This window comes from Nocardioides pantholopis (assembly GCF_003710085.1).
Classification (GTDB): Bacteria; Actinomycetota; Actinomycetes; order Propionibacteriales; family Nocardioidaceae; genus Nocardioides; species Nocardioides pantholopis.
In genome coordinates this window covers 745,331-769,667 of record NZ_CP033324.1, presented here as the reverse complement: position 1 = coordinate 769,667, position 24,337 = coordinate 745,331, and the positions used below count along the sequence as shown (strand labels likewise).

Below are 24,337 nucleotides of genomic sequence, written 5' to 3'. Positions count from 1 at the left end.
ACCCCGTCGACGCTAGGGACGAGCACGGCCGCGCCCCCGTCAGGACCGGCTGACTACCCCGTATTGGGGACGTTGCGCCGTCCCGCGGCGACGCCGCCGCCGAGCGCCCGACGCTGGAGCAGCACCAAGTGCCGCCCCCTCGGCGGCATCGACCAGGGGGACACGGGGATGGCACGCACCACCGTCGTGTACCTGGGCGGCTTCGGCCGGTCCGGGTCCACGCTCATCGAACGCACGCTCGGGGCGGCGCCGGGCTGGACCAACGTCGGCGAGCTCGTCGACCTGGCCCGCTCGGTCGCGCCGGCCGACGAGCTCTGCGGCTGCGGCACGCCGTTCTCGGCCTGCCCGCTGTGGTCCGAGGTCGGGGCCCGCGCCTTCGGCGGCTGGGACCCCGGGGTGCTGTCGCGGCTGACCGCGCTGCACCGGGCCGCGGCCCGGCAGCGGCACCTGCCGGGGCTGCTCGCCCGGGGCGGGGCCAGCACCGGGACCAGCACCGAGGGCAGCACCGGGAACAGCACAGCGCTGGGCGAGCTGCGCGCGGCGTACACGCGGATCTACCGGGCGGTCGCCGAGGTGACCGGGTGCGCCGTCGTGGTCGACGCCTCGAAGGGCCCGGCCCTGGGCCAGGCGCTCGCCGGCGCGCCGGAGCTCGACGTCCGGGTGCTGAACGTGGTGCGCGACCCCCGCGCCGTGGCCTGGTCGTGGGTGCGCCGCACGGAGCGCCCGCACTCCCGCGACGGCGAGGCGATGTGGCGGATCCCGGTGCACCGGGCGGCGGTCCAGTGGACGGCCCTGCAGCTGGAGATGGAGGCCGTCGCCAGGTACGGCGGCGCCCCGTTCGCCCGGCTGCGCTACGAGGACTTCGTCGCCGACCCGGTCGGCAGCCTGGTGGCCGCCACGGCCGCGCTGGGCCTGCCGCTGGCCCCCGCGGACCTGACCCAGGTCGCGGCCGGACGGGCGACGCTGGACGCCAGCCACGGGCTCTCCGGCAACCCGTCCCGGTTCCGGTCCGGGACCCTCGCCGTCCGCGCCGACGACCAGTGGCGCACCGCGATGCCGCAGGCGCACCGCACCGTCGTCACCGCGCTGACCCTGCCGCTGCTGGGCGCCTACGGCTACCCCACGGGCGTGCGGCCAGCACCCGTCCGCCCCGAGACCAGGAGCACGCCATGAGCGACCCCGATCCGACTCGCCCGACCCGCCCGGCTCCCGACTCGGCCCCCGACCCGCTGGTCAGCGTCGTGATCCCCACCCGGGGCCGTCCGGAGCTGCTCGGCGAGACCCTGGCCAGCATCGTCGGCCAGGACTACGCCGGCCCCCTGGAGATCCTCGTCGTCCACGACCGCGAGGAGCCGGACCCCGGGCTGGCGCGGTTCTCGGCCCCCGGCCGGGAGGTCCGGGTGCTCGCGAACACCCGCACCGGCGGCCTGTGCGGGGCCCGCAACACCGGGGTCCTGGCCTCGGCCGGCGCGTTCCTGGCCAGCTGCGACGACGACGACCTGTGGCACCCCGCGAAGGTCCGGCTCCAGGTCGGGCGGCTGCTCGCGGACCCGGACCTGCTCGCCGTGGGTGCCGGCATCCGGCTGCTGATGGGACCCGACCGCACCGTCGAGTGGCCCGCCCGGCAGCCAGTGGTCCCCTACGAGCGGCTGCTGGTCAACCGGGTCAAGGAGCTGCACAGCAGCACGCTGATGATGCGCCGCTCCGCCTTCGCCAAGGCCGGGCTGTACGACGAGGCGCTCCCGCACGGCTACGGCGAGGACTACGACTGGCTGCTGCGGGCGGGCCGGGTCGGCTCGGTCGGGGCGGTGCAGGAGGTCCTCGCCGACATCCGCAAGGACGTGCCGTCCTGGTTCCGGGACCGCTCCCGCAACACCGCCGCGGCCCTGGAGTACCTGCTGGACAAGCACCCGGACCTGCGCGGCCGCCGCCGCGGGCACGCGCGGGTCCTCGGACAGATCGCCTACGCCCGGGCGGCCGCGGGCGAGCGCCGGCACGCGGCCCGGCTCGCCGCCCGGGCCCTGGGTCGCTATCCGGCCGCCCCGCACGCGTGGCTCGCCCTCGCGGCGGCCGGGCCGGGGCTCGAGCCCGGCCGGATGCTCGCCGCGGCCCGCCGGCTGGGCAGGGGCCTGTCGTGAGCCGGCTGCCGAACTTCCTCTACGTGGGCCCGGACAAGGCGGGCTCCTCCTGGCTGCACGAGGTGCTGCTCAAGCACCCCGACGTCTACCTGACCCCGGCCAAGGACCTCTACTTCTTCGACCGCTACTACGACCGCGGCCTGGCCTGGTACGCCGACCAGTTCCGCGACGCGCGGGCCGAGCGGGTCGTCGGCGAGATCTGCCAGGACTACCTGTTCCATCCCCGGGCCGCGGAGCGGATCCACGACACCCTCGGTCCGGTCCGGGTGATGGTCTCGCTGCGCGACCCGGTCGAGCGGGCCTGGTCCTCCTACCTCTACATGCGCAAGCACGGCATCGGTCCGGACACGTTCGCCGCGGCGCTGCGCAGCCACCCCGAGCTGCTCGAGCACGGCCGCTACGCCACCGGGCTGGACCGCTTCCTGCAGCGGTTCCCGCGCGAGCTGGTCCATGTGGCCCTCTTCGACGACCTGAGCGCCGACCCCCAGTCCTTCCTCGACTCGGTCACCGACTTCCTCGACGTCGCCCGGCTGCCGCTGGCCGCCCGGGACCTCGCCGCCCGGCTGCCGGCCGCCCGGGCCCGCTCGCTGCGGGTGGCCTCGGTCGCGCGCCGCGGCGCCGACTGGGTCCGCGAGCACGACGGCGCCCGCCTGGTCGGGCGGGTCAAGCGCTCCGCGCTCGTGCAGCGCGCCCTGTACCAGCCGATCGACCGCAGCGCGGTCCGGCCGGATCCGGGGGACGTGGCAGTGGTCCGGACCGCGCTCGGCCCGGAGGTCGACGCCCTGGAGCGCACCTTCGGGCTCTCGCTGCGCGAGTCCTGGGGCTGGTAGCCGTGGCCGTCCTGACCCGCGAGCCCCCTCGGGCACCGACCTTCCGGGCGTCGGCCGGCTCCTGGCGCCCGGGTGGCCTGCGGCTGCGCGCCCGCCTGGACGAGCACTGGCCGCTGCAGCTGTTCTTCTACCTCTTCCCGCTGTGGTGGGTGCTCGGGCTCTCCCACGTGATCCTCTTCGTGCTCGCCGTGCCGATGCTCGCCCAGCTGGCCGCCTCCCGCCCGGTGCGGGTCCCGGCGTCGTTCGGCCTCTACGCGCTGTTCCTGGTCTGGGTGCTGCTCGGCGCGGCGGTGCTCTGGGCCCCCGCGCCCGGCACCGAGCCCCGGACCGGGCTGGGCCCGCTGGTCGGCTTCGCCTACCGCGGCCTGTGGTACGCCGCGATCACGATCGCCTGCCTCTACGTGCTCAACGCCTCGCGGCGGCACCTGAGCGCCCAGCGGCTGGGCCGGATGATCGCGTACCTGTTCCTGGTGACGGTGGCCGGTGGGTGGGCCGGCCTGCTCGTCCCGCACGTGGACTTCCCCTCGGCCATCGAGCTGGTGCTGCCGCAGGGGTTCACCGAGCGGGAGTTCATGAACGCGCTGTTCCACCCGCGGATCGCCCTGGAGTCGGACTTCCTGGGGCGCGACCAGGCCCGGATCACCGCGCCGTACTCCTATCCGAACACCTGGGGCAACGCGTTCGGGGTGCTGCTGCCGTTCTTCGTGGCGACCTGGTTCGGCCGGGCGGCCGGCTGGCGGCGCCACGTCGCCCCGCTGGTGCTGCTCGCCGCGGTGGTCCCGGCGGTGTACTCGCTCAACCGGGGCCTGTGGCTGGGGCTGGCCGTGGCGGCGGCGTGGGTGGTCGGGCGCCGGGTGCTCGCCGGCGACCTGCGCGCGCTGGTCGCCGCGGCCGTGGGCGCGGCCGGCGTGGCGGCGGTGCTGGCCGGCACCCGGCTCGGCGAGCTGGTGCGGCTGCGGCTGGACAACCCGCACAGCGACGACCGCCGCCAGGACACCGTGGCGGAGGTGCTCCGGCTGACCTGGGAGGGCTCCCCCGCCGTCGGCTACGGCAGCACCCGGCAGATGGTGGGCAACTTCCGGTCGCTGGCCGGGAGCACTGTCGCGGACTGCCACCAGTGCGCGGCTCCCCCGCTGGGCACCCAGGGGTTCCTGTGGGGGCTGGTGTTCATGACCGGGATCGTCGGCACCGCGCTGCTGCTGGGGTTCCTGGCCCGGCACCTGTGGCTCAACGCCCGCCGACCCACGTCGGTGGCGCTGGTGGCCTCCACGGTGCTGGTCAGCAGCCTGTTCTACTTCCTCTTCTACGACTCCCTCGACGTGCCGCTGCTGATCACGATGCTCGCGCTGGGCCTCGCCGCCCGCGAGCACGCCCCCGAGACGCAGGTGCACCGATGACCCGCGGCCTGCACCTCGCCCCGCACCGGGCACCGGACCCCGGCCCGGGCCAGGTCGGCGCCGGCCTTCCGGCACCGCTCGCCGGAGTGCTCGGCGACCTGCGCCTGGACCCGGCCACGGCGACGTGGAGCCGGCGCCCGGGCCGCGGCGACGCCTGGCTGGTGCTGCCGTCGGCCGCCCGGCCCCGCCTGCTGGTGCCCGCCGGCCCCGGCGGGGCCCGGCTCACCGCGCAGCGGCTGGCGCGCGGTCCGCGCGCCCGGGTGACGCGCGCCGCCGCGACCGCCGTGGTCCGCCGCGGGGCGGCGCTGCCGCTGCCCCGGCTCCGGGTCGCCGACCCGGGGCTCGCGGAGCTGCGGCGCTGGCTGGCGCCCGCGGGGGCGGACCCCGAGCGCTGTGTCCTCGGGGTGCTCCTCGGCCCGCCCCGGGCCAACCGGAAGCCGGTGCTCGTGCTGCTCGACGGCACCGGCCAGCCGCTGTGCTACGCCAAGGCCGGCGTGGGTGCGCTGAGCACGGGCCTGGTCCGCGCCGAGACCCGGGCCCTGGCCTCGGTGGCCGCGATGGGGCTCCGCTCGCTGCGGGTCCCCCGGGTCCTGCGAACCGGACGGTGGCGCGGGCTGGAGCTGCTGGCCACCAGCCCGCTCGCCGGCCGGGGCAGCCTGCGGCACCCGGCCGACCTCCCGGTGCGCGCCACCCGCGAGCTGATGGCCCACGGCGTACGCCGCGACCGGCCGCTCGGCGCGAGCGCCATCCTCGCCCCGGACCGGATCGCCGCCCCGCCCGTCCCCGGCCTGCCGGCGCTGGCGGGGCTGCGCGAGCGGCTCCTCGCGGTCGCCGGCGACCGGCGGCTGCCGCTGGGAGCGGCGCACGGCGACTGGACGCCCTGGAACCTGGCCCGGTCCGGGGACCTCGTCGAGGCGTGGGACTGGGAGCGGTTCGAGACCGACGTGCCGCAGGGCCTCGACGCCGTCCACTTCGCCGCCTCGGCCGTCGACCACGACGCCCCCGCCCGCGCCGAGGAGCGCCTGCTGCGCGACCTGCCCGGGCAGCTCGCGGCGTGCGGCGTGGACCCGGCGCTCGCGCGCACCCTGCTGTGCACCTACCTGCTGCACATCTGCGGCCGCTACGTCCGCGACCTGGCGCTGGAGCCGACCGCGTCGGTCGAGCGCCGGACGCGGTGGGCGGCCCGCCTGCTGACCGACCAGGTCGGCCTGCTCGAGCACGAGGAGTCCCCATGACGATCCGCTCCGCCGTCCCCGCCGAGCTGCGCGTCGCCGGCCGCCGGGCCGCCGTCCAGGTCGGCCGGGCCAGCGCCGGCTGGCGCCCGCTCCCGGACTTCCTGGTCATCGGCGGGCAGCGGTGCGGCACCACGTCGCTGTTCCGGGCGCTGATGGACCACCCGCAGGTCCGGCGGCCGAACCTGCACAAGGGCGTGAACTACTTCGACGTCAACTACTCCCGCGGTCAGCGGTGGTACCGCGGGCACTTCCCGGTGCGCGGTCCCGGGTCGCAGACCCGGGTCTTCGACGCCAGCGGCTACTACATGGTGCACCCGCTGGCGGCTGCCCGGATCGCCCGGGACCTGCCGCAGGTCAAGGTGATCGCGCTGGTGCGGGACCCGGTGGAGCGGGCCTGGTCGGCGTACAAGCACGAGCTGGCGCGCGGGTTCGAGTGGGAGCGCTCCTTCCTCGACGCCCTGCGGCTGGAGGACGAGCGGCTCGACGGCGAGGTCGACCGGATGCTGCGCGACCCGGACCACCAGAGCTTCAACCACCGCCACCACGCCTACCGGCGCCGAGGCGAGTACGCCGACCTGCTCGCGCCGTTCGTCGCGGGCCTGTCCGCCGAGCGCGTCCTCGTCGTGGAGAGCGAGCGGTTCTTCGCCCGGCCCGCGGAGCAGTACGAGCGGGTCACCTCGTTCCTCGGGGTGCGCCCGCACCAGCCGGCCCGGTTCGACCGCTGGAACGCCCGTCCTGGGTCCGAGATGCCGGACCCGGCCCGGGACCTGCTGCGCCGCCACTTCGCCGAGCACGACGAGCGGCTCGGCGCGCTGCTGGGCCGGCCGCCGGCATGGCGGGTGACGGCATGAGGACCGGCCGCACCGCCCCGTCCCCCGGCGACGCCCTGCCGACGCTGGGGCACTACGTCGCGCACGTGCGCCGGCACCTGGGCCTGCTCCTGGCGCTCTGCCTGGTCGGCGGCGCCGTCGGGGCGGCCGTGCACCTCACCGGCCCGCGCAGCTACCACGCGACGTCGAGCATCGCTCTCGCCCCGCGGCTGGTCTACGTCCCGGGCGAGACCGAGCAGGCGGCCGACCGCGAGGTCACCCTGGACACGGTGGCCGGGCTCGCCCGCAGCGACACGGTCGTGAATGCGGTCCAGGAGATCACCGGGCTGACCGCGGACCAGGTCCGCGCCGGCCTCACCCTGGCCGCGCGCCCGGCCAGCCGGGTGCTGGTGATCGGCTTCCGGTCCGAGTCGCGCGCCACCGCGCTCGCCGCCGGCCACGCCGCGGTGGAGGCGCTGCTGGCCGTCCAGGACCGGGCCCTGGCGCTCAGCGCCGAACAGGTGCAGCTGCTGCGCAACCGCGTGAACGTCCTGGCCGCCCAGGCCCAGGAGCGGATCCAGGAGGGCACCGACGCCGCGGCCGTGTTCGAGAGCCAGGTGCTCCTCCAGCGGCGCCTGGACCGCACGGTCGCCTCCGCCGAGGCCACCAGCACCGTGCTGCGCCGCAGCGAGGTCGTGGCGTCCCGCTCCGGGGACCCCGCCGTCCACGTCACCACCGGGCTCGGCCTGGGCCTGCTGCTGGCCCTGACCCTGGCCGGCCCCCTCTCGGGCGGGGCTCCCGCCCGCCTCGACCCCCGCGAAAGGCAGACCCACCCATGAGCCAACGCACGTCAGCTGCCGAGCCGCCGGGCGCCGACCTCCCCCCGGACGCGGCCCAGCCGGCCCAGCCGGCCCAGCCCGCCCCCGGCCCCGCCCCCGCCTCGCTGCGCCGGCGCACCCGCGCGGCCGCGGCGGGCTGGCACCCGTGGCTGGCCGTCGCCGGGCTGCTCCTGGGGCTGCTGGCCGGGCTGCTGCTGCCCGGCCTCCTCCCGAGCGGCTACCGGGCCACCGCCTCGCTGCTGATCCACCCGCTGGACGGCAACCCGTACAGCCCCACCACCCAGGGCAGCGACCTGGTCAACCTCGAGACCGAGGCCCAGGTCGCGCGCTCCGACGCGGTCGTCGCGGCCGTCGCCCAGCAGCTCCCCGGAAGCACCGGCCGCAGCGGTCTGGAGTCCGGGCTCAGCGTCAGCGTGGTCCCGAACACCCAGGTCCTCGAGCTGACCTTCAGCGCCGAGGACGCCGACCGCGCCGGCGAGGTGGCCGCGCTGTTCGCGGCCAGCTACCTGGAGCATCGCTCCGCGCAGCGCGACACCCGGCTGGACAGCGAGCGGGGCCGCCTCGAGGAGCGGATCCAGGAGCTCACCGGCCAGCTGGACGAGCTGCGGGCGACCGACGCCGGCAACCAGGACCCGGAGGTCCGCGCGATCGGCGGCCAGCTGCTGAACCTGCGCCTGCAGTCGGCGGCCCTGAGCGCGGCGGCCACCAGCCCCGGCCGGGTGATCACGGCGCCCGCGGCCCGCGCCAGCGGGCTCCCGGTGCCGACCTGGCTCGGCGGCGCCGCCGGCGGGCTGCTCGGGCTGCTGGCCGGGCTCGGCCTCGGGCGGCTGCGCGAGCAGCGCGCCGGCCTGGTGCGCACGGTCGAGGACGTCGAGGCGCTCGGGCTGGTCGTCGTCGCCGACCACCGCGGCCACGCCGCCGAGGCGGGGCCGTCGGGGCCGGCCGGGCCGTCGGAGGCCGCGCGAGCGGCCGCGAACCTGGTGTCCCGGCGTGCCGAGCCCCCGCGCACGATCGCGGTCGCCGCCCTCGGCGGCACCGACGGCGCCCGCCGGCTCTCCCTGGAGCTCGCCGACGTGCTCTCCCAGGACTCGGAGTCCACGCTGCTCATCGACGGGCGGCGCGGGAACGGTCCGGTCCGCGACGGGCTCTCCGAGATCCTGCTGCGCAGCCGCTCGCTCGCGGCTGTCGTCGCACCGGGCGGGGAGGAGGTCAGCTACCTCGGCGCGGGCCGCGACCCGGACGCCGCGGCCCGGCTCTACGCCAGCTCCCGGATGACCAGGCTGCTCGACGACGCCGCCGCGTCCTACTCCTGGGTGGTCGTCGACTGCCCGGCCGGGACCACCACCGACGGCCGGTCGATGGTCAGCGCCTGCCGCTACTGGATCCCGGTCGTGGTGCCCGGCCGGACCACCCGGCACGACGTCACCCGGGCCCTGGTCTGGGCGGAGTCCGCCGGCGTGACAGTGCTGGGCTGCGTGATCGTCGACGCGGACCGGCCCGGCCCGCGGCGCCCGGCCGTCGAGCGTGCGGAGGCCTCCGAGCCCGGCCATGGATGAGACCGCCCAGCTGCGCGGCCTGGCCCGCGGCGGCCTCGGTGGCCTGGCCGGGGCCGGGGTCAGCGGGCTGGCCGGGGTCGCCTTCGTGGTGGTCGCGGCCCGGGGGCTCTCGGCCGGCGAGGTGGGGGCGGTCTTCGCCCTCACCTCGCTGTTCCTGGTGACGCTGGCAGTGGTCGAGCTGGGGTCGGACGTGGCGCTGGTGCGGTTCCTCGCCCTGCGGCTCGGTCAGGGCGACCCGGCCGGCGCCGCCGCGGCGGCCGTGGTCCTGCTCGGCCCCGTGCTGCTGCTGGCGACCCTGGCAGGGGCGCTGCTCGCCGTCGTCGGCCCGGGGCTGGCGGTCGCGGTCGTCGACGTGCCCGGGGTGTCCACGGCGGCCCTGGTGCTCGCCCTGCTGGTGCCGGTGGCCGCGGCCTCGGACCTGATGCTCGCCGCCACCCGCGGCCTCGGCACCGTCCGCCCGACGATCGTCGTGGACGGCCTGGTCCGCCAGGGCTCGCAGCCGGTGCTCGCGCTGCTGGCGCTCGCGGTGGCGGACGGCGCGGCGGTCGGGCCGGGAGCCGGGGTGGTGTGGGTCGTCGCCGCCTGGGGTGCGCCGTACGTCGTGTCGTGCCTGCTCGCCGCGCGGGCCCTGCGCCGCCTCGCGCACGCCCACCGACTGCCGTCGGCGCTGGGCCCGCGCACCGCGCTGCTGACCGCTGCGGCCGAGGTGTGGCGCTTCACCGCCCCGCGGAGCCTGACCCAGGTCGCCCAGACCGCCATCCGGCGCGCCGACATCCCGCTCGTGGCCGCGCTGGCCGGTCCCGCCGCGGCAGCTGTCTACACGGCCGCGTCCCGGATCGTCGCCCTCGGCCAGCTCGGCATCAAGGGGATCCAGCAGATGGTGGGCCCGCAGATGGCCCGGCTGCTGGGCGCGGGCCACCGCGAGGCCGCCGTGCTCACGCTGCGCAGCGCCACCACCTGGAGCGTCACGATCGCCTGGCCGGTCTACCTGGCCTGCCTCGCCGTCCCCGAGGCCGTGCTGGCCGTCTTCGGCAGCGGCTACACCGGGGCCACGACCGTCGTCGTGGTGCTGGCCGCGGCCATGCTGGTCGGCACGGCCGCCGGCCCCGTCGACACCGCACTGCTGATGACCGGCCGCAGCGTCGCCAGCCTGCTGAACAACCTCGCGGCGCTGGCCACCAACCTGGTCCTCAACGTGCTGCTGATCCCCCGGTGGGGCGCCGAGGGGGCAGCGGTCGCCTGGGCCGCCTCGATCGTGGTCAGCAACGCGCTGCCGACCTGGCAGGTGCGCGCCGAGCTCGGGGGCACGCCGGCCGACCGCCGCACGCTCACCGCGATCGCGCTGCCGGCCCTCAGCCTGGGCCTGCCCGCCGCGATCGCCTGGTCCCTCGGCGCCCCGCCCGCGGTGCGCGGCGGTCTGCTCGTCGCCGGGCTGGTCGTCCACGCGCTGCTGCTGCTGCGCTTCCGCGACGTGCTGCGGCTCCCCGAGCTGCTCGGGGCCGTCAGGGGTGGCCGGGGTGGCCGGGGCGGGGCCCGGGAGCCCCGCCCCGCCCTCTCCCGAGCCGGCCGGCGCGGGCCGGTCAGCCGGTGACCGTGACCGTGCGGGTGACGGTCGTCGCCTTGCCCCACCCGTCCGTCACGGTCAGGGTCACCGTGTAGGTCCCGGCCGCGGGGAACGCGTGCGCCGGGCTCGCGCTGGTGCTGGTCGGGGTCCCGTCACCGAAGTTCCACAGGTAGCCGACGGTGTCGCCCGGGTTCGGGTCCGTGGACGCTGCCCCGCTGAGGTTGCAGCTCAGCCCCACGCAGGTCGGCGGGCTGATCACGGCGGTGGGCGCCGCGTTGCCGGTCGGCTCCGCCACCGTCACCGCCACCGTGGTGGTGCCGGACGCGCCGTACTCGTCGGTGACCGTCAGCGTCGCCGTGAACGTCCCGGGGGTCGAGTACGTCTGGCTGGAGACCGCCCCGGACCCGGTGCGCCCGTTGCCGAAGGCCCAGGCGTAGGAGAGCGTCGGCGCGTTCTCGTCGGTGCTGGTCCGGCCGTCGAACGTGCACACGTTCTGCGCGCAGGACACCGTGGCGCCGGCCACCGGGGCGAGGTTGCCAGCGGGCGCGGAGACGACCACGTTCACCGCGTGCGCCGCCGGGTACTGCCCGCGGCCGTCGACCGGGCGGACCCGGACCTGGTAGGCGCCGGCCGGGATCGCCGGCGTCGTGAAGGAGTAGTTGGAACCCGGCGAGCCCGGGCTGTTGAGGAACGCCGAGACCCAGCGCTCGGTGGCGCCGAAGGTGCCGTTGCTGCTCATCCACTGGCCGGCCGCGTTGACCACGCCGACCTCCACGCGGCCCATGGCCAGGTCGTCCTCGGCGCGGCCGCTGACCACGATCCGCGACTCCGTGAAGGCGGTGCCCTCGGTGGGCGCGGCCAGGCCCAGGTTGAGGTGCGGGTCCTCGTCCCCGGGGTAGACCAGGTAGCGGGCCGTCGCGCCGCTCGTCGACGTGTCGAGCTGGCCGGCGGTGTCGACGGCGTACGCCGTGACGCTGTAGTCGCCGGCCGCCGGCAGGTCGAGGGACAGCGACCAGGCGGTGCTCACCCCGCCCGGCGTGGCCAGCACCGCGTCGATCGTGCCGAAGCCGGCCGACATCGTGCCGTCGGACCGGACGTAGCGGCCGGTGTCGTTGTCGAGGACGGCGAGCCGCACCGCCGCGACCCCGAGGTCGTCGGTCGCGGTGCCGGCGAGGTCCAGGTGCAGCGCCTCGGGGGTCATGTCGGTGCCGGTGAACGCGAGCAGCCCGTTGGGGGGCGCGTCACCGGGCACGCCCACGTTGATCGTGAGCCGGCCCTGGAAGCTCGAGGACGTCGACAGGTCCAGGTCGTCGGTGGCCCGCACCGAGAACGAGTACGTGCCCGGGCGCAGGTCGAACGGCGTGGTGTAGCTCCAGGCGTAGGACGTCCCGGCGATGTCGACCGGCGAGATCCGGTGGGACCCGGCCTGCACGTCGGTGCCCCAGGTGCCGTCGGCGGCCAGGCTCTCCCGGGTCACCGAGTTGCGCAGGCTGATCTCGACGGTGGCCAGGCCCGCGTCGTCGGACGCGGTCCCGGCGAAGGTCACCCGGCCGCCGGGGGCCATCGTCAGGGTGGGCGCGGCCGTCGGTGGCGTCACCGCGATCGGGCTGGTCATCGTGACGGTGGGCGGCTGCCCGGTCGAGGAGACCGTGTAGTCCCGGGTCGCCCAGCGCAGGTCGGACTGGCCGGCGTTGTCGACGGCCATCGCGCCGAAGCGCCACTCCCCCTCGTGCGGCAGCGTCACCTCGTACTGCCAGGTCGCATTGGTGGCCCCCACCACGTCCGGCTCGATGCGGATCGTGGCGTAGCCGTCGGCGAGCGTGCCGTCGGCGGTGAGGTGGCGGTTCGAGGCGTCGCGGAAGTAGAGGTTCACCGCGTTGACGCCCTTGTCGTCGCTCGCGGTCCCGCGCACGACCACTGTCGTCGAGCTCAGCACGCTGCCGCTCGGCGAGCTGAGCCGGGTGTCGGGGGTGGCGTCCTCGACGCTGAACGTCTCGAACTTCTTCGACGCCCGGCTGGGGTCGCTGGCGCCGTTGGTGCCGAACGCCTTGGCGAAGACCGTGAGCGTGCGGGTGCCGGGGATCGTGAGCGGCAGCGACCACGGGGTCACCCCGCCCGACGGCGCGCCCAACGGCGCGTTGATCGAGTTGGCGGCGCCCCAGGTGGTCAGGTCGTCCTGCAGGTAGCGGCTGCCGCTGCGGATCTCGACCTGGACCCGGGAGACGCCGGCCGGGGACTTCGCGGTGCCGCTCACGGCGTACTGCTGTCCGCCCTGCCAGACCCGCCCCTCGATCGGGCTCTCGATCGTCGTGTCGGTCGTCGTGGCGGCGGGCAGCTGGGCCTTGTCGAAGAACGCGACCCGGCCCACGTTGTAGCCGCCCTGCGTGGTGGCGTCGCCGCCGGTGAGCAGGCCGCGGGACGTCGCCTCCAATGCCTTGTTGCCCTCGTAGGAGTTCGACCCCGGGTTCCACTCCAGCGCCTTGCCGTCGGCCGGGCTCAGCGCGCCGAGGTGGTCGCGCCGGACCACGCCGTCGCCGAGGGAGTAGCCCGAGAGGCCCTGGCCGGTGCCGTAGCCGACGTTGTCCAGGCCGGGCCAGGGGTCGGGGGCGGTCGGCGACTCGTTGAACTGGAAGTGACCGCCGATGTAGACCGCGACCTCGGTGATCGCCACCGAGTAGATGCTGTCGAAGGCCCGCGAGACCCAGCGCGGCTCCCGGTGGTCGGCCCCGTCGAAGGAGAACGCCACAGCTGTGTCGTTGATCGGCGGCCGGTCGCCGCCGGAGCCGCTGGTCACCACGAAGTAGCTGTCGTCGGGGGCGATGTCGGCGCCGTAGACGCGCTGGATGCCGCCGACGAACTGGAGGTTGTCGTCCCACAGCCGGGTGCGCCAGGGCAGCAGCTGCTTGCTGGCGGTGTCGATGAGGCCCACGCCGTACCGGTCCTGGCCCGCGATCTTGCGCCCGGTGTGCACGACCAGGAGCTTCGACTCGTCGTGGGTGAGCTTGAGCTGCTGCACGGTGAGCGCGCCGTTCGGCCCGAGCCCGCCGGAGATCTGGTTGTCGAACCCGGGCACCAGCGCCCCGGTGGCCCCGTCCACGGCGGCCAGGCCGACCTGGGGGGTTCCGTTGATCGCCGTGAACCGGCCGCCGACGTAGAGCGTGGTGTTGGTCGCGGCCAGGGCGTTCGCCTGGTTGTTCCCGTTCGCCCTGAAGCCGGCCACCGGGCTTCCGGTCGCCGGGTCCAGCAGCGCCACCTTCTTCACGCTCGCGCCGTTGACGGTGTTGAACGTCCCGCTGGCGTAGAGCCGGCGCCCGTCGGGCGAGGCCTCGACCGCGTTCACCCCACCGCCGCCGAACACCGGCCGGAAGGCGGTGTCGACGAGGCCGGTGTCGAGGTTGAACGCCGCGAGGCCGCTCTGGGCCACCGTGGCGCCGCCGCCGGTGGTGTTGGTCAGCGAGCTGAATGTCCCGGCGACGAACGCCCGGTTGCCGACGACCTCGATGTCCCAGATCTCGCCATTGCTGATCCGGGGGGTGTTGGTACGAGGCGTCGCCGGCATCAGCGAGGTGTGGCCGGGGCCGCCGGTGGGCGCGGAGACGGTCACGGCGCGCGTGGTCGTGCTCGTCGTCGTCCCGTCGCCGACGCGCAGCGTCACCGTGCGCTGGCCGGCGGCGGCGTAGGTCCGCGAGGGCGAGACGCCGGTGCCGCGGCCGCCGTCACCGAACTCCCAGTCGTAGCTCAGCGGGTCGCCGTCGGCGTCCGAGGAGCCGGCGGCGTCGAAGCCGCAGGTCAGTGCGGCACAGCTGGCGGTGAACGACGCGACCGGCGCCGTGTTGGTGCGGACCCCGGGGTTGAGCACGACCGAGAACTGGATCGAGCGGGTCACGTCCACGCTGGTGGTGGCGCTGCGGGCGGCGGCGGTGCCCACCGGCACCGGGGCGCCGGAGTCCGCCACCACGTTGCTGACCCGGCCCGGGCCGGTCGCCGCGCCGCCGCCGCGGCGCACGACGGTCCCCGGGAGCGCCCACTCGGCGGTCGTCGAGGACTTCTCGCTCCAGACGCTGACCAGCCAGGAGCCGGCGTCGGCCACCGCCACCGGCGGCGTGGCGTGGGTGCTGGCCCGGGAGTTCTGGGCCGCGCTCGCGGAGACGTCCACGGTCGGTGTGGTGCCTTCGCCGCGGTAGACGGCGCTCGAGAGCACCCACTTCACCGCCACCGGCGTGGTGACGCGGACATTGGCGCCGGCGTCGCCGGCGGTCGCGACCCGGGTCCAGGCCCGGCCGCTGGTGCCGTCGCCGTCGCGGACCTGGATCTCGGTCCAGCCCGCCGGGGGCGTGGGCGTCGTGGTGGTGTTCGCCGTGAGGAAGACCAGCAGCCGGTCCCCGGCCTGGGTCCCCGCCGGCAGCCGGACGGCCTGCGCCGTGCCGTTGCCGGCCCCGGTGGTGCTGCCGACGAACGCGAGCTCGCCGACGGCGGCCGCCGCGGGCGGCGCGGCCGCCCAGGACGTCAGCCCGCTCAGCACGAGCGCGCCGACCAGGGCGAGGAGGATCCGGGCGGGGCCGCGCCGAGCGCGGGCGGAACGACGGTGGATGGACACAGGAACCCCCGCGGCTGGACGGACGGTCCCGTCTCCGGGACCCTGCCGCGACCCTCGCAGCGGCGGCGCGTGCCAGCGGCCCCACGGCCCGCAGTTGCCCGAATTTAGGGACCCCGCGACGGGCCGGCCCAGAACGGGCTCAGCGGGCCGCCCGGGCTCCCCGTGCCCAGCGGCGCGGGCGCGCGGACAGCAGCGCGTCGAGCTCGGCGGCGAGCAGCTCGCGGGCGGCCCGGGCCGCGACACCGTCCTGCTCCGCCCGCCCGGAGACCGCGCCTCGGGGGGCCGCGAGCAGCAGGTCGAGCTCGCGGTCCAGCTGCGGCAGGCTGCCGACCGCGCGGACCACCCCGGCCGCGGCGACGACCTCGGCGAACCGCAGCTGGTGGCCGTCGACGTGCTCGCCCCGGCGGGGGTCGCGGGGCACGCAGAGCGGCCGGTGGCCGGCGTCGCGGGCGTCCATGATGGTGCCGGGGCCGCCGTGGCAGATCACCGCGCTGGCCTGGGCGAGCAGCTCGACGAGGTGGTCGTGGGCGAGCGAGGCGTGCCCCTCGGCCACCTCGGGGGCCCGGCTCGACCCGTGCTGGAGGACGAACCGGACGCCGGGGCGGCACGCCGCGGCCGCGTCGACCCACTGGACCAGCCGCTCGAAGGGGTGGTGGTCGGTGCCGACCAGCGCCACCACGAGGCCGCTCACAGGAGGGGTCCGACCAGGCGCGCGTCCGGGTAGAAGGCGAGCTGGCTGTCCCACTGCACGATCCGGCGGGTGGTGAACGGGCCGCAGAGCCGCCCGGTCATCGTCGGGGTGTCGACCCGGTCGTAGACCTCGATGAACACGGTCGGGATGCGCAGCAGCCAGGCCACCGCGAAGAACGGCACCGCCACTCCGGCCCCGGCGCTGACGACCAGGCACGGCCGCTCGCGCCACAGCACCCGGGCCCCCAGCACGGCGTTGCGCAGCAGGTTCGGCAGGTTGCGGGTGGTCGGGGCGTGCGAGTGCACGACGCGCTCGCCGCAGAGCCGGTCCGCGACGTCGGCGGTGTCGGGACAGACCCACAGCCGGTCCCGCTCCCCCCACCACGACCGCAGCGCCAGGAGCTGGGCCAGGTGGCCCCCCTGGCTGCTCACCATCAGCACGCACCCCGTCATCGCACACCCCTTGCACCCCGTCCGAGAGCGACCACGGCCACCTGAGCAACGCGGGCCATCGCTGAGCAGAGCGTGCGTCGCCGCCGGGTCCGGGAGACTCCGTCAACCGGGCGTTCACCAATATTGGGGGGTCGCTCAGCCGGTCCGCTCCGCGTAGTCGGTCGCCGCGGCGTGCACGTCGTCGACGTACACCTGCGCGTGGTTGTAGGAGAACACCGCGTCGGCCCACCCCTGGCCGGTCGTCAGATCGTGCCCGTCGGCGCACAGGTAGCGGGCCGCCGCCAGGGCGGCGTCGTCGAGGTCGTTGGGGTCGGCGCGCCCGTCGCCGTCGCCGTCCGCGGCCCAGGTCCGCCAGGTGGACGGAATGAACTGCATCGGCCCCACGGCGTGGTCCCACCGGTCGTTCCCGTGCCAGGCCGAGCTCTCCGGCGTCGCCGGGATCGCGGCGAAGTCGCCGCTGCCGTCCAGCGCCGGCCCGAGGATCGGGCGGTCCGACGTGCCGTCCGCACCCAGCACCCGGCCGTCGATGGTGCCGTGCTGGGACTCCACCCACCCGATGCCGGCCAGCGTCGTCCAGCCCAGGGCGCAGGACCGGTCCACCGCGAGCTGGGCGGTGGCGTAGGCCCGCAGCGCCGGCTCCGGCACGCCCGAGGACGCCGAGGTCGCCGACAGCCAGGCCGGGTCCAGGCGGGGCACGCCCACCGGCTCACCCGGCGGTACGACGGGCTCCAGCGCGCGCGCCGGGGCGGGCGCCGCGACGTACTGCGGGCGCACGGTCGCGGGCGGAGCCGGCTCGGCCAGCACGGTCCGGGACGCGAGGTGGCCCAGGCCCGCGACTGCGACCAGCGCGAGCGCCAGGGCGCCGAGGAGTCGCTCGGTGCTCACGGGTGGCGGACTGCTCAGCCGGCGGAGGTGACGCCGTGCCGGGCGACGAAGTCGAGGATCGTGTCGGCGAGCTCGGGACGGCACACGATCAGGTCCGGGAGGTAGACGTCCTCCTGGTTGTACTGCAGCGGGCTGCCGTCGATCCGGGACGTGAACAGCCCGGCCGCCCGGGCGACGGCCACCGGCGCGGCGGAGTCCCACTCGTACTGGCCCCCGGCGTGCACGTAGGCGTCGGTGAGGTCCCGCACGACCGACATCACCTTCACCCCGGCCGACCCCATCGCCACCAGCTCGGCGTCGATCTCCTCGGCAAGCACCGGCACGAACGCCGGCGGGCGGCTGCGCGAGACCGCGATCCGGGGCCGCGGCGAGGTGCGCGGCGCGAGGACGGGAGGCGTCCCGGTGCCGAAGGTCTCCCCCAGCGCCGGCTGGGCGACCGCGCCGGCGGTCAGGTCCCCGCCCTCGGCGGTGCGCTCCCACAGCGCGACGTGCACGGCCCAGTCGTCGCGCGGCACCTCGGAGAACTCCCGGGTCCCGTCCAGCGGGTCGACGATCCAGACCCGGTCGGCCCCGAGGCGGACCTTGTCGTCCTTGCCCTCCTCGGAGAGCACGGCGTCGTCGGGGCGGTACTCGGCCAGCAGCCGCATCAGCAGCTCGTGCGCCGCCTGGTCGCCGGCGTCCTTGAGCTCGCGGCCCTCCAGGCCCTCGCCGCGCACCTCGAGCAGCCGCCCGCCGGCGGCCTCGGCGAGCCAGGCCGCGAGGGCGTGGTCGTCGCCGGCTCCGGCGAGCCCCGATCCGGCGAGCCCCGATCCGGCGAGCAGGGCGTTCGGGGGCGGCGTTCCGGGGTCGAAGGTCACGGGCGCCACCCTAACCGGGCAGCAGACCCTCGCCCGCGAGCAGGGACCGCAGCAGCCGCTCCGGATCCAGGCCGCGGCCCGGTAGGCGTGCTGGTGCCGACCAGGTGGCAGGGGTGCCGGCCGCCCGGCCCGCCATCAGGAGTTGAACTGCTGCTGGGTGCGCTCGAGGCCGTGGCTGACCAGCGACTCGACCGCGTCGGCGGCCGTGTCCACGCAGAACGGCAGCACCTTCCGCTCGGCTGCGGAGTAGTTCGACAGCACGAAGTCGGCGACGTCCTGTCGGCCCGGAGGCCGGCCGATGCCGACCCGGACCCGGTGGAAGTCGCCGGTGCCGAGGGAGGACCGCATCGACTTCAGCCCGTTGTGCCCGTTGTCGCCGCCGCCGAGCTTGACCCGCATCGTGTCGAAGGGCAGGTCGAGCTCGTCATGGACGGCGACGATCCGAGCGGGCGGGACCTTGTAGAACGTCGCCAGGGCCTTGACCGGGCCACCGACCTCGTTCATGTAGCAGCGGGGCCGGGCCAGCACCACGCGTGGCGCCCCGGTCCCCGGCGCGCCGAGCCGGCCCTCGACCACGTCGGCCCGGCCGGTCTTGTGGGCCCGGAAGCCCGAGCCCATCCGCTTGGCCAGCTCGTCGTTGACGAGGTAGCCGATGTTGTGCCGGTGCCCGGCATAGGTCGGGCCGGGATTCCCGAGCCCGACAACCAGCCAGACGGCAGTGCCGTCGGTGTCGTCGGACATGGGGTCCCGGCCCTTCCTGGGGTTCGTGCGCCAGCGGAGGAGGGTCACTCCTCGGTGGCGGCCTCGCTGTCACCCTCGGTCTCGGGCTCGTCCTTCTCGATGCCGGCCTCGGCCTCGGCGACCTCCAGGTCGGCCTCCAGCGACGCGGCGCTCTGCTGCTCGGTGACGTTGACCATCAGGGTCTCGGGGTCGACCAGCAGCGTGGAGCCCTTCGGCAGCTGCAGGTCGGAGGCCAGGATCTGGGTGCCCGCCGCGGCGCCCTCGATCGAGACCTCGATGGCCTCGGGGATGTGCGTGGCCTCGGCCTCGATCTGCACGGTCGGGTTCTCGGTGACGACCAGGGTCTCCCGGGCGGCGTCGCCGACCAGCAGCAGCGGGACGTCGACGGTGACCTTCTCGCCCTTGATGACCGCGACGAAGTCGACGTGCTCGAGGTGGCGCTTGATCGGGTCGATCTGGACCTGCTTGGTCAGCGCCAGGTGGGTCTTGCCGTCCAGGTCGAGCTCGAGCAGCGCGTTCGCGCCGCCGTGCTTGAGCGCCATCATCGTGGCGTGGCCGGGCAGCTTGATGTGGATCGGGTCGTTGCCGTGGCCGTAGATGACGGCGGGCACCTTGTCCTCGCGGCGGATGCGGCGCGCGGCGCCCTTGCCGAACTCGGTGCGGGTCTCGGCGGTGATCTTCTCGGCGGACATGGTTCTCCTCGGTGCGGGGCAGACGACAGATGATCGGTGATGGCCCGCAACGAGGAACGCCGCACGCTCGTGCTCGAGCAGTGCGGCGCAGTGGTCTGGCCCGCCCTGTCGATCACGGAGCAACCGGCCGATCCGGCCGGGCGCGCTCCCTCGCCGAGGCAACCACAGCAGTCTAACCGGCCTGCGGCGTACGCCGCGAATCGGCCGTGGTCTGGCCCCCGCGGAAATTAGTCGCAGGGAGGTTTCATCGGCGCGGCGAAGGGTGATGGTGTGTCTGTCGACACCCCCGGTGCCGGCGCCGCCGAAGAGCAGAACCGACTTCCGAGGAGTACCACCGTGGCGAATGTGAACGTTACCTACGACCAGATGCGCGACCAGGCGACCAAGCTCAACAACGGCCGCATCGAGATCGAGAACCAGCTCACCGCACTGAAGGGCCAGGTCGAGGCGCTGGTCAGCGGCGGCTTCGTCACCGACACCGCCTCCGCCGCGTTCCGTGGCTCCTACGAGGAGTTCAGCACCGGCGTCAGCAAGACCCTCGAGGGCCTCGACGGCATGGGCACCTACCTCAACAAGGCCGCCGAGGCCTTCCAGAACGTCGACACCGAGCTGGCCAACGCGCTGAAGTGACTGACCGCCGCTGATGGCGGCGTCCGTGACCGGTTGGGGTCACCGCACCTGCGGTGACCCCTTCCGTGCGTCCGGGGCCGCTCAGGCGAGGACGGTCTCAGGCGAGGACCGTGGCGACCTGGGTCAGCACGCCGTCACCGAAGTGCAGCCAGCCGCGGCCCGGCTGCACGGTGCGGCCCAGCGCGTTGCGCGGGATCCGCACGCCGACCAGGTCGCCGTCGCTGATGCCCTGCGGCGAGAGCAGCAGGCCCTGCCGGGCCTTCTTTGCCTCGACCTGCCAGCCGCTGAGCCCGGCCGCGACGCCGTCGGCGTTGCCGCCCAGGAGCAGGAAGCAGCCCTCGACCTGGCCCTTGACCACGCGGGCGAAGAACTCCGACGCCGCGGCGTCGCGCAGCCCCTCCCCGTCGTCGATCACCAGAACGACCGGGCGTCCCGCCCCGGCCACCAGCTCCTCGATGGTCGCGGCCGGCGTCGCCGGGTCGGTGAAGACCCCGAGCACCCCGGCGGTCCCGTCGAGGTCGCGCACCGGGCTCGGGCGGGGCGCGAGGCCCACGACGCAGGCGCCGGTGGCGATCGCGGCCCGCGCGGCGGCGACCAGGACCGTGGACCGGCCCGAGCGGCCGGGTCCGGCCACGATGAAGCTGCTGCTGCGCCCCAGGTCGGGGGCGTACGCCGTGAGCTCGTCGCCGCCGACGCCCACCAGCACGAACGGGTCCGCGGCCCTCTCCGGGCGCAGCGCGAGCGCCTGCTCCAGCTCCATCCGGGTCGGCAGCACGTCGACGCGGAACGGCTTGCGGGTGGTGGCGTCGACCCGGGACCGGGCCTCCTGGCCCAGGGCCTGCAACGCCGCAGCCTGGGCCTGCCCGGACTCGTCGGCGGCGAGCAGCATGACCTGCATCTCGGTGCCGTCCGCGGCGACGTAGCCGCGGCCCGGCGGCACCCGGTCCGGGACCTGCTTGGGGTTGACCCCCACCAGTGAATAGTCGCCCTTGTCGGCCATCTTGAGAGCGATCTTGTTCTCGGTCGTCGTCGACATCCGCGAGGAGCTGACCAGTGACCGGTCGCCGGTGATCACGAGGTGCACGCCGGCGCTGGCCCCCTCGCGCAGCAGCTTCAGCACCACGTCGGTGAGCGGGTCGATCTCGCCGAGGGTCGTCACGAAGCCCTCCCAGCGGTCGATCATCACCACGACGTGGGGCAGCGGGTCGGCGTCCGCGGCGCGCTGCTCGCGGATGTCGGCGTACCCCTGCTCGGCGAGCCGGCGCTGCCGGTCGTCGACCTCGTTGGCCAGCTTGGTGAGCAGCCGGGTGGCCCGCTCGGTCTCGGCGCGGCCGACCACCGCGCCGCAGTGCGGCAGCGCGGTCAGCGCGTTCAACGCCCCGCTGCCGCAGTCCAGGCCGTAGACGTGCACGTCGGAGGGGTCCGCGAGCCGGGCGATGGAGCCGGCGATCGTGCGCAGCGCCTGGGAGCGGCCGCTGCGCGCGGAGCCCACCAGGAAGAGGTGGCCGTCGCGGTCGAGGTCGAGGTCGGCGACGACCTGGCGCTGCAGGGCGGGCAGGTCGCGGCGGGCGAACGGCAGGGCCGGCACCTCGCCGCGCCGGGGCGAGTCGGTGACCCACTCATCCCACAGCACCCGCGTGGGCAGCGGTGGCAGCCAGGGCTGGCGCTGCGCCGGCACGCCCTCCTGGGTGGAGGCGTCGGCGACGGCCCGCACCAGCGCGGCGAGATCGGTGTCGACGACCTCCTCCTGCTTGACCCGCGGCGGCCGGGGGCTGGCGTAGCCCAGCGCGCGCCAGCCGACCTGGGCCACGAACGGCGCGGGCAGGTCGACCGCGACCGCGCCCGGACGCCGCCCGCCCACGCGGCCGGACTGGAACGCGAGCAGCGCGCCGGCCCCGAGCCGGGCGTAGGCCCGGCCCGGTGCACTCTTCGGGATCCGTGCGGCGTCCGCCGTCTGGAGCACGTCGGTGCTGTCGGCGGAGTCCGCGACCCGCAGCGCGATGCGCAGGTTGGTGTTGGCGCGGATCGCCGGGGAGACCACGCCGCTGGGGCGCTGGGTGGCGAGCAGCAGGTGTACGCCGAGGCTGCGGCCGAGCTGGGCGATGCTGACCAGGCCGGTCATGAAGTCGGGCAGCTCCTTGGCGAGCTCCGCGAACTCGTCGATCACCAGGACCAGGCGGGGCAGCGGCGGCCGGTGCGGCTCCCGGGAGTACAGGTCCTGGTAGTCCTCGATGTCCTTGGTGCCGGCCTCGGCGAGGAAGTTCTTGCGCACGTCCATCTCGGCCTCGAGCGACGCCAGCGCGCGCTCGACCAGGTAGGGGTCGAGGTCGTTGACCTTGCCGACCGTGTGCGGCAGGTTGACGCAGTCCTTGAAGGCGCTGTCGCCCTTGTAGTCGATGAGCACGAAGTTCAGCCACTCCGGGCGGTTCGCGATCGCCAGCGAGGCGATGATCGTCTGCAGCAGCTCGGTCTTGCCGGAGCCGGTCATGCCGGCGATCAGGCCGTGCGGGCCGTCGGAGCGCAGGTCGAGGCTGAACGGCCCGTCCAGCCCGACGCCGAGGGTCATCGTGGTGCTGCGCGGCTCCATCATCCAGCGCGCCCGGACCGCGTCCGCGGTCGGCGGCTCCATGCCGGTGACGTCGAGCAGCCGGGCGCTGTCCGGCAGGCTCTCGCCCTGCTGCTGGGCGCCGACGTCGCGCAGCGGCGAGAGCTCCCGCGCCACCCGGTCCGCCCAGCCGGCGCTGACGCCCTCGGCCAGGACCCGCGGCAGCGGCGCCTGCCCGCTGCGGCGCAGCGCGGCGTACGACGGGTTCGCGGGGTCCAGGACGAAGGTGGCCGTGCACCGCTCCGGCAGGGACTTCTCGCTGTCGTCGGTGCAGATCGCGTAGACGCCGACCGACGGCCCGTCCTCGAGCACCTGGCCCAGGCCCAGCACGCCCCGCATGGCGCGGTAGCCGTGCAGCACCGCGACGTGCGCCGGGAAGCTGTCGGCGGTGACCGCGCGGTTGTCCCCGGCGATCTCCTTGCGCGCCTTGACCAGCGCGGTGAGGGCGGCGACCTGGGCGGTGAGGGTCTCGGTGTCGTTGCCGACCATCGCCAGGCAGCTGTCGGCCTCCTCCGGGCGCAGGTGCGGCAGCCACCGCAGCCAGCTCCACTCCTGGCCGCCCCGGGTGGTCAGGAACGACATCGTGAGGTCCCGGGGGGCGTGGTAGGCGGCGAGCTGGGCCACGGTCCAGCGCAGCGCCCCGTCCACGGCGTCGTGCGGCCCGGCGATGCCGACCACGTGCGCCTGTCCCAGCCCGAACCCGACCGGGACCGCGTGCAGCTCGTGGTCGGCCCCGGACTTCTCGCCGGTGACGGTCACGGTCGAGGGCAGGTCGCTGGTGCCGAGGCGGACCAGCAGCGCGTCCGGGTCGTGGCGGCGGCGCTCCCAGAGCCGACGGCCCGGCAGCACGCAGGTGAGGAACGTGTCGGCGGCGTCGGGCTGCTCGGCCCGCAGCCGGGCCTGCTCGCTGCGCACGCCCTCCTCGAGGCGGCGCTGCGCCTCGGCCAGGTCCTTCTCGTACTGCGCGACCGCCTCCCGGTGGTCCCGGGCCTCCCCGCGCCGGTCGGAGATGAAGTTCGCCCCGAGCATCACCGGGCTCATCAGCGCGAAGAGCAGGAACGTCGGCGTCTTGAGGATCAGCGCCATGCTGATGCCGAAGACCATCGGGACCAGCATCGCGATCAGCGGGATCTTGCGCCGCTGCCGGCTCTTCGGCGCGCTCGGCACCTCGACGCTCGGGGAGGCGTGGAACGGCACGATCCGCGGCGGCCGCAGGAACCCCAGCCATCCCGGGTCCCCGGTCTCGACAGTGGCGTCGGAGGGCCGGGCGGGCCGCAGCTCGACCAGCGAGTCGCCGATCTCGAGCACCTGGCCGAACCCCCACGGGCGCGGCTCGTGCGGCTCGCAGTCCTCGCCGTCGACCCGGGTCCCGTTGCTGGAGCCGAGGTCGGTGACGGTGGCGGACTCCGGGCTCACGACGACCCGGCAGTGCCGGCGCGAGAGCGAGTGGTCCCGCCAGGACACCGGCCCGCTGCGGCCCACCTCGTGGACCCCCAGCGGCAGCGCGAAGACCGCGCCGCTGTCCGGGCCACCGACGACGTGCAGCTGCACGCCCCGGTCGGACGGGAGCGGTACGGCGGGCTGGTGGGAGCCGAAGCCCACCCGCATGCCGTCGCGCAGCCCCAGGTCCGCGATGGTCCCGGTCGTCGGGGCCGGCCGGGAGTCGGTGCTGCGCGGCGCCACCACCATCGAGCCCGCGGCCATGCCGACCTGCCCGCACAGCGTGGCGTCGAGCGCGGCCGCCGGGGTCGCGTCGTCGCAGTCCACGAGGACGTCGGCGCTGGCGCTCGGGGTCTCGAGGGTGACGGTGATGCGCAAG

The 24,337-nt window shown here is 75.5% G+C and carries 18 protein-coding genes; 10 read left to right on the top strand and 8 right to left on the bottom strand.

What is annotated here, in order from left to right; all coding sequences use genetic code 11:
* Window positions 1–168 precede the first annotated feature (168 nt).
* From EBO35_RS03580 to EBO35_RS03540, 9 genes are read left to right on the top strand one after another with little or no spacing between them, the layout of a single operon-like run.
* A complete protein-coding gene (locus tag EBO35_RS03580) occupies window positions 169–1,173 on the top strand; it encodes a sulfotransferase (protein WP_122816509.1) in 1,005 nt (334 codons plus the stop codon).
* Window positions 1,170–2,138: a glycosyltransferase family 2 protein gene (locus EBO35_RS03575; protein ID WP_122816508.1), complete on the top strand. Its 969-nt coding sequence runs from the start codon at window positions 1,170–1,172 to the stop codon at window positions 2,136–2,138. The genes EBO35_RS03580 and EBO35_RS03575 overlap by 4 nt, the downstream gene beginning before the upstream one ends.
* Window positions 2,135–2,968, top strand: coding sequence for a sulfotransferase family protein (locus tag EBO35_RS03570; protein ID WP_164477790.1), 834 nt, complete (start codon window positions 2,135–2,137; stop codon window positions 2,966–2,968). The genes EBO35_RS03575 and EBO35_RS03570 overlap by 4 nt, the downstream gene beginning before the upstream one ends.
* Before the next feature lie 2 nt (window positions 2,969–2,970).
* Complete coding sequence (locus EBO35_RS03565; protein WP_122816507.1) at window positions 2,971–4,365, top strand: hypothetical protein; 1,395 nt, start codon at window positions 2,971–2,973, stop codon at window positions 4,363–4,365.
* Window positions 4,362–5,600 (top strand): hypothetical protein, encoded by a 1,239-nt coding sequence (locus tag EBO35_RS03560; RefSeq protein ID WP_122816506.1) that lies wholly within the window; start codon window positions 4,362–4,364, stop codon window positions 5,598–5,600. Before EBO35_RS03565 ends, EBO35_RS03560 begins: the two co-directional genes overlap by 4 nt.
* Window positions 5,597–6,451 (top strand): sulfotransferase family protein, encoded by an 855-nt coding sequence (locus EBO35_RS03555; protein WP_122816505.1) that lies wholly within the window; start codon window positions 5,597–5,599, stop codon window positions 6,449–6,451. Before EBO35_RS03560 ends, EBO35_RS03555 begins: the two co-directional genes overlap by 4 nt.
* Window positions 6,448–7,248: a hypothetical protein gene (locus EBO35_RS03550; protein ID WP_127481252.1), complete on the top strand. Its 801-nt coding sequence runs from the start codon at window positions 6,448–6,450 to the stop codon at window positions 7,246–7,248. The genes EBO35_RS03555 and EBO35_RS03550 overlap by 4 nt, the downstream gene beginning before the upstream one ends.
* Window positions 7,245–8,804, top strand: a complete 1,560-nt coding sequence (locus EBO35_RS03545; RefSeq protein ID WP_122816503.1) for a tyrosine-protein kinase family protein — start codon at window positions 7,245–7,247, stop codon at window positions 8,802–8,804. Before EBO35_RS03550 ends, EBO35_RS03545 begins: the two co-directional genes overlap by 4 nt.
* Window positions 8,797–10,395 carry a polysaccharide biosynthesis C-terminal domain-containing protein gene (locus EBO35_RS03540; RefSeq protein WP_122816502.1) on the top strand — a complete coding sequence of 533 codons (1,599 nt, stop codon included), beginning with the start codon at window positions 8,797–8,799 and terminating at the stop codon, window positions 10,393–10,395. The genes EBO35_RS03545 and EBO35_RS03540 overlap by 8 nt, the downstream gene beginning before the upstream one ends.
* On the opposite strand, the gene EBO35_RS03535 is transcribed toward EBO35_RS03540, so the two are convergent.
* The 7 genes from EBO35_RS03535 to EBO35_RS03505 all read right to left on the bottom strand — a co-directional run bounded on the left by EBO35_RS03535 (window position 10,385) and on the right by EBO35_RS03505 (window position 19,283).
* Window positions 10,385–14,965 (bottom strand): PKD domain-containing protein, encoded by a 4,581-nt coding sequence (locus EBO35_RS03535; RefSeq protein ID WP_317983526.1) that lies wholly within the window; start codon window positions 14,963–14,965, stop codon window positions 10,385–10,387. The two genes, EBO35_RS03540 and EBO35_RS03535, sit on opposite strands and share 11 nt — an antisense overlap.
* 139 nt (window positions 14,966–15,104) lie before the next feature.
* A complete protein-coding gene (locus EBO35_RS03530) occupies window positions 15,105–15,656 on the bottom strand; it encodes a glycosyltransferase (protein ID WP_164477789.1) in 552 nt (183 codons plus the stop codon).
* On the bottom strand, window positions 15,653–16,108 hold the full coding sequence (locus EBO35_RS03525) for a glycosyltransferase family protein (RefSeq protein WP_122816499.1): 456 nt from the start codon (window positions 16,106–16,108) through the stop codon (window positions 15,653–15,655). Before EBO35_RS03525 ends, EBO35_RS03530 begins: the two co-directional genes overlap by 4 nt.
* A 135-nt stretch (window positions 16,109–16,243) precedes the next feature.
* Window positions 16,244–16,993, bottom strand: coding sequence for a lytic transglycosylase domain-containing protein (locus tag EBO35_RS03520; RefSeq protein ID WP_122816498.1), 750 nt, complete (start codon window positions 16,991–16,993; stop codon window positions 16,244–16,246).
* A gap of 14 nt (window positions 16,994–17,007) precedes the next feature.
* Window positions 17,008–17,850 (bottom strand): 3'(2'),5'-bisphosphate nucleotidase CysQ, encoded by an 843-nt coding sequence (locus EBO35_RS03515; RefSeq protein ID WP_317983525.1) that lies wholly within the window; start codon window positions 17,848–17,850, stop codon window positions 17,008–17,010.
* A 135-nt stretch (window positions 17,851–17,985) separates the two neighbouring features.
* The gene (pth, locus tag EBO35_RS03510; protein ID WP_122816497.1) at window positions 17,986–18,591 is read right to left on the bottom strand and encodes an aminoacyl-tRNA hydrolase; all 606 of its coding nucleotides are present in this window, start codon (window positions 18,589–18,591) and stop codon (window positions 17,986–17,988) included.
* Between the two features lie 44 nt (window positions 18,592–18,635).
* The gene (locus EBO35_RS03505) at window positions 18,636–19,283 is read right to left on the bottom strand and encodes a 50S ribosomal protein L25/general stress protein Ctc (RefSeq protein WP_122816496.1); all 648 of its coding nucleotides are present in this window, start codon (window positions 19,281–19,283) and stop codon (window positions 18,636–18,638) included.
* Between the two features lie 345 nt (window positions 19,284–19,628).
* Between EBO35_RS03505 and EBO35_RS03500 the strand changes: the two genes are divergently transcribed.
* A complete protein-coding gene (locus EBO35_RS03500; RefSeq protein ID WP_241153847.1) occupies window positions 19,629–19,913 on the top strand; it encodes a WXG100 family type VII secretion target in 285 nt (94 codons plus the stop codon).
* A 97-nt stretch (window positions 19,914–20,010) separates the two neighbouring features.
* Here the strand turns inward: EBO35_RS03500 and EBO35_RS03495 are convergent, their stop codons facing one another.
* Window positions 20,011–24,336: an FtsK/SpoIIIE domain-containing protein gene (locus EBO35_RS03495; protein ID WP_122816494.1), complete on the bottom strand. Its 4,326-nt coding sequence runs from the start codon at window positions 24,334–24,336 to the stop codon at window positions 20,011–20,013.
* Window position 24,337 lies beyond the last annotated feature (1 nt).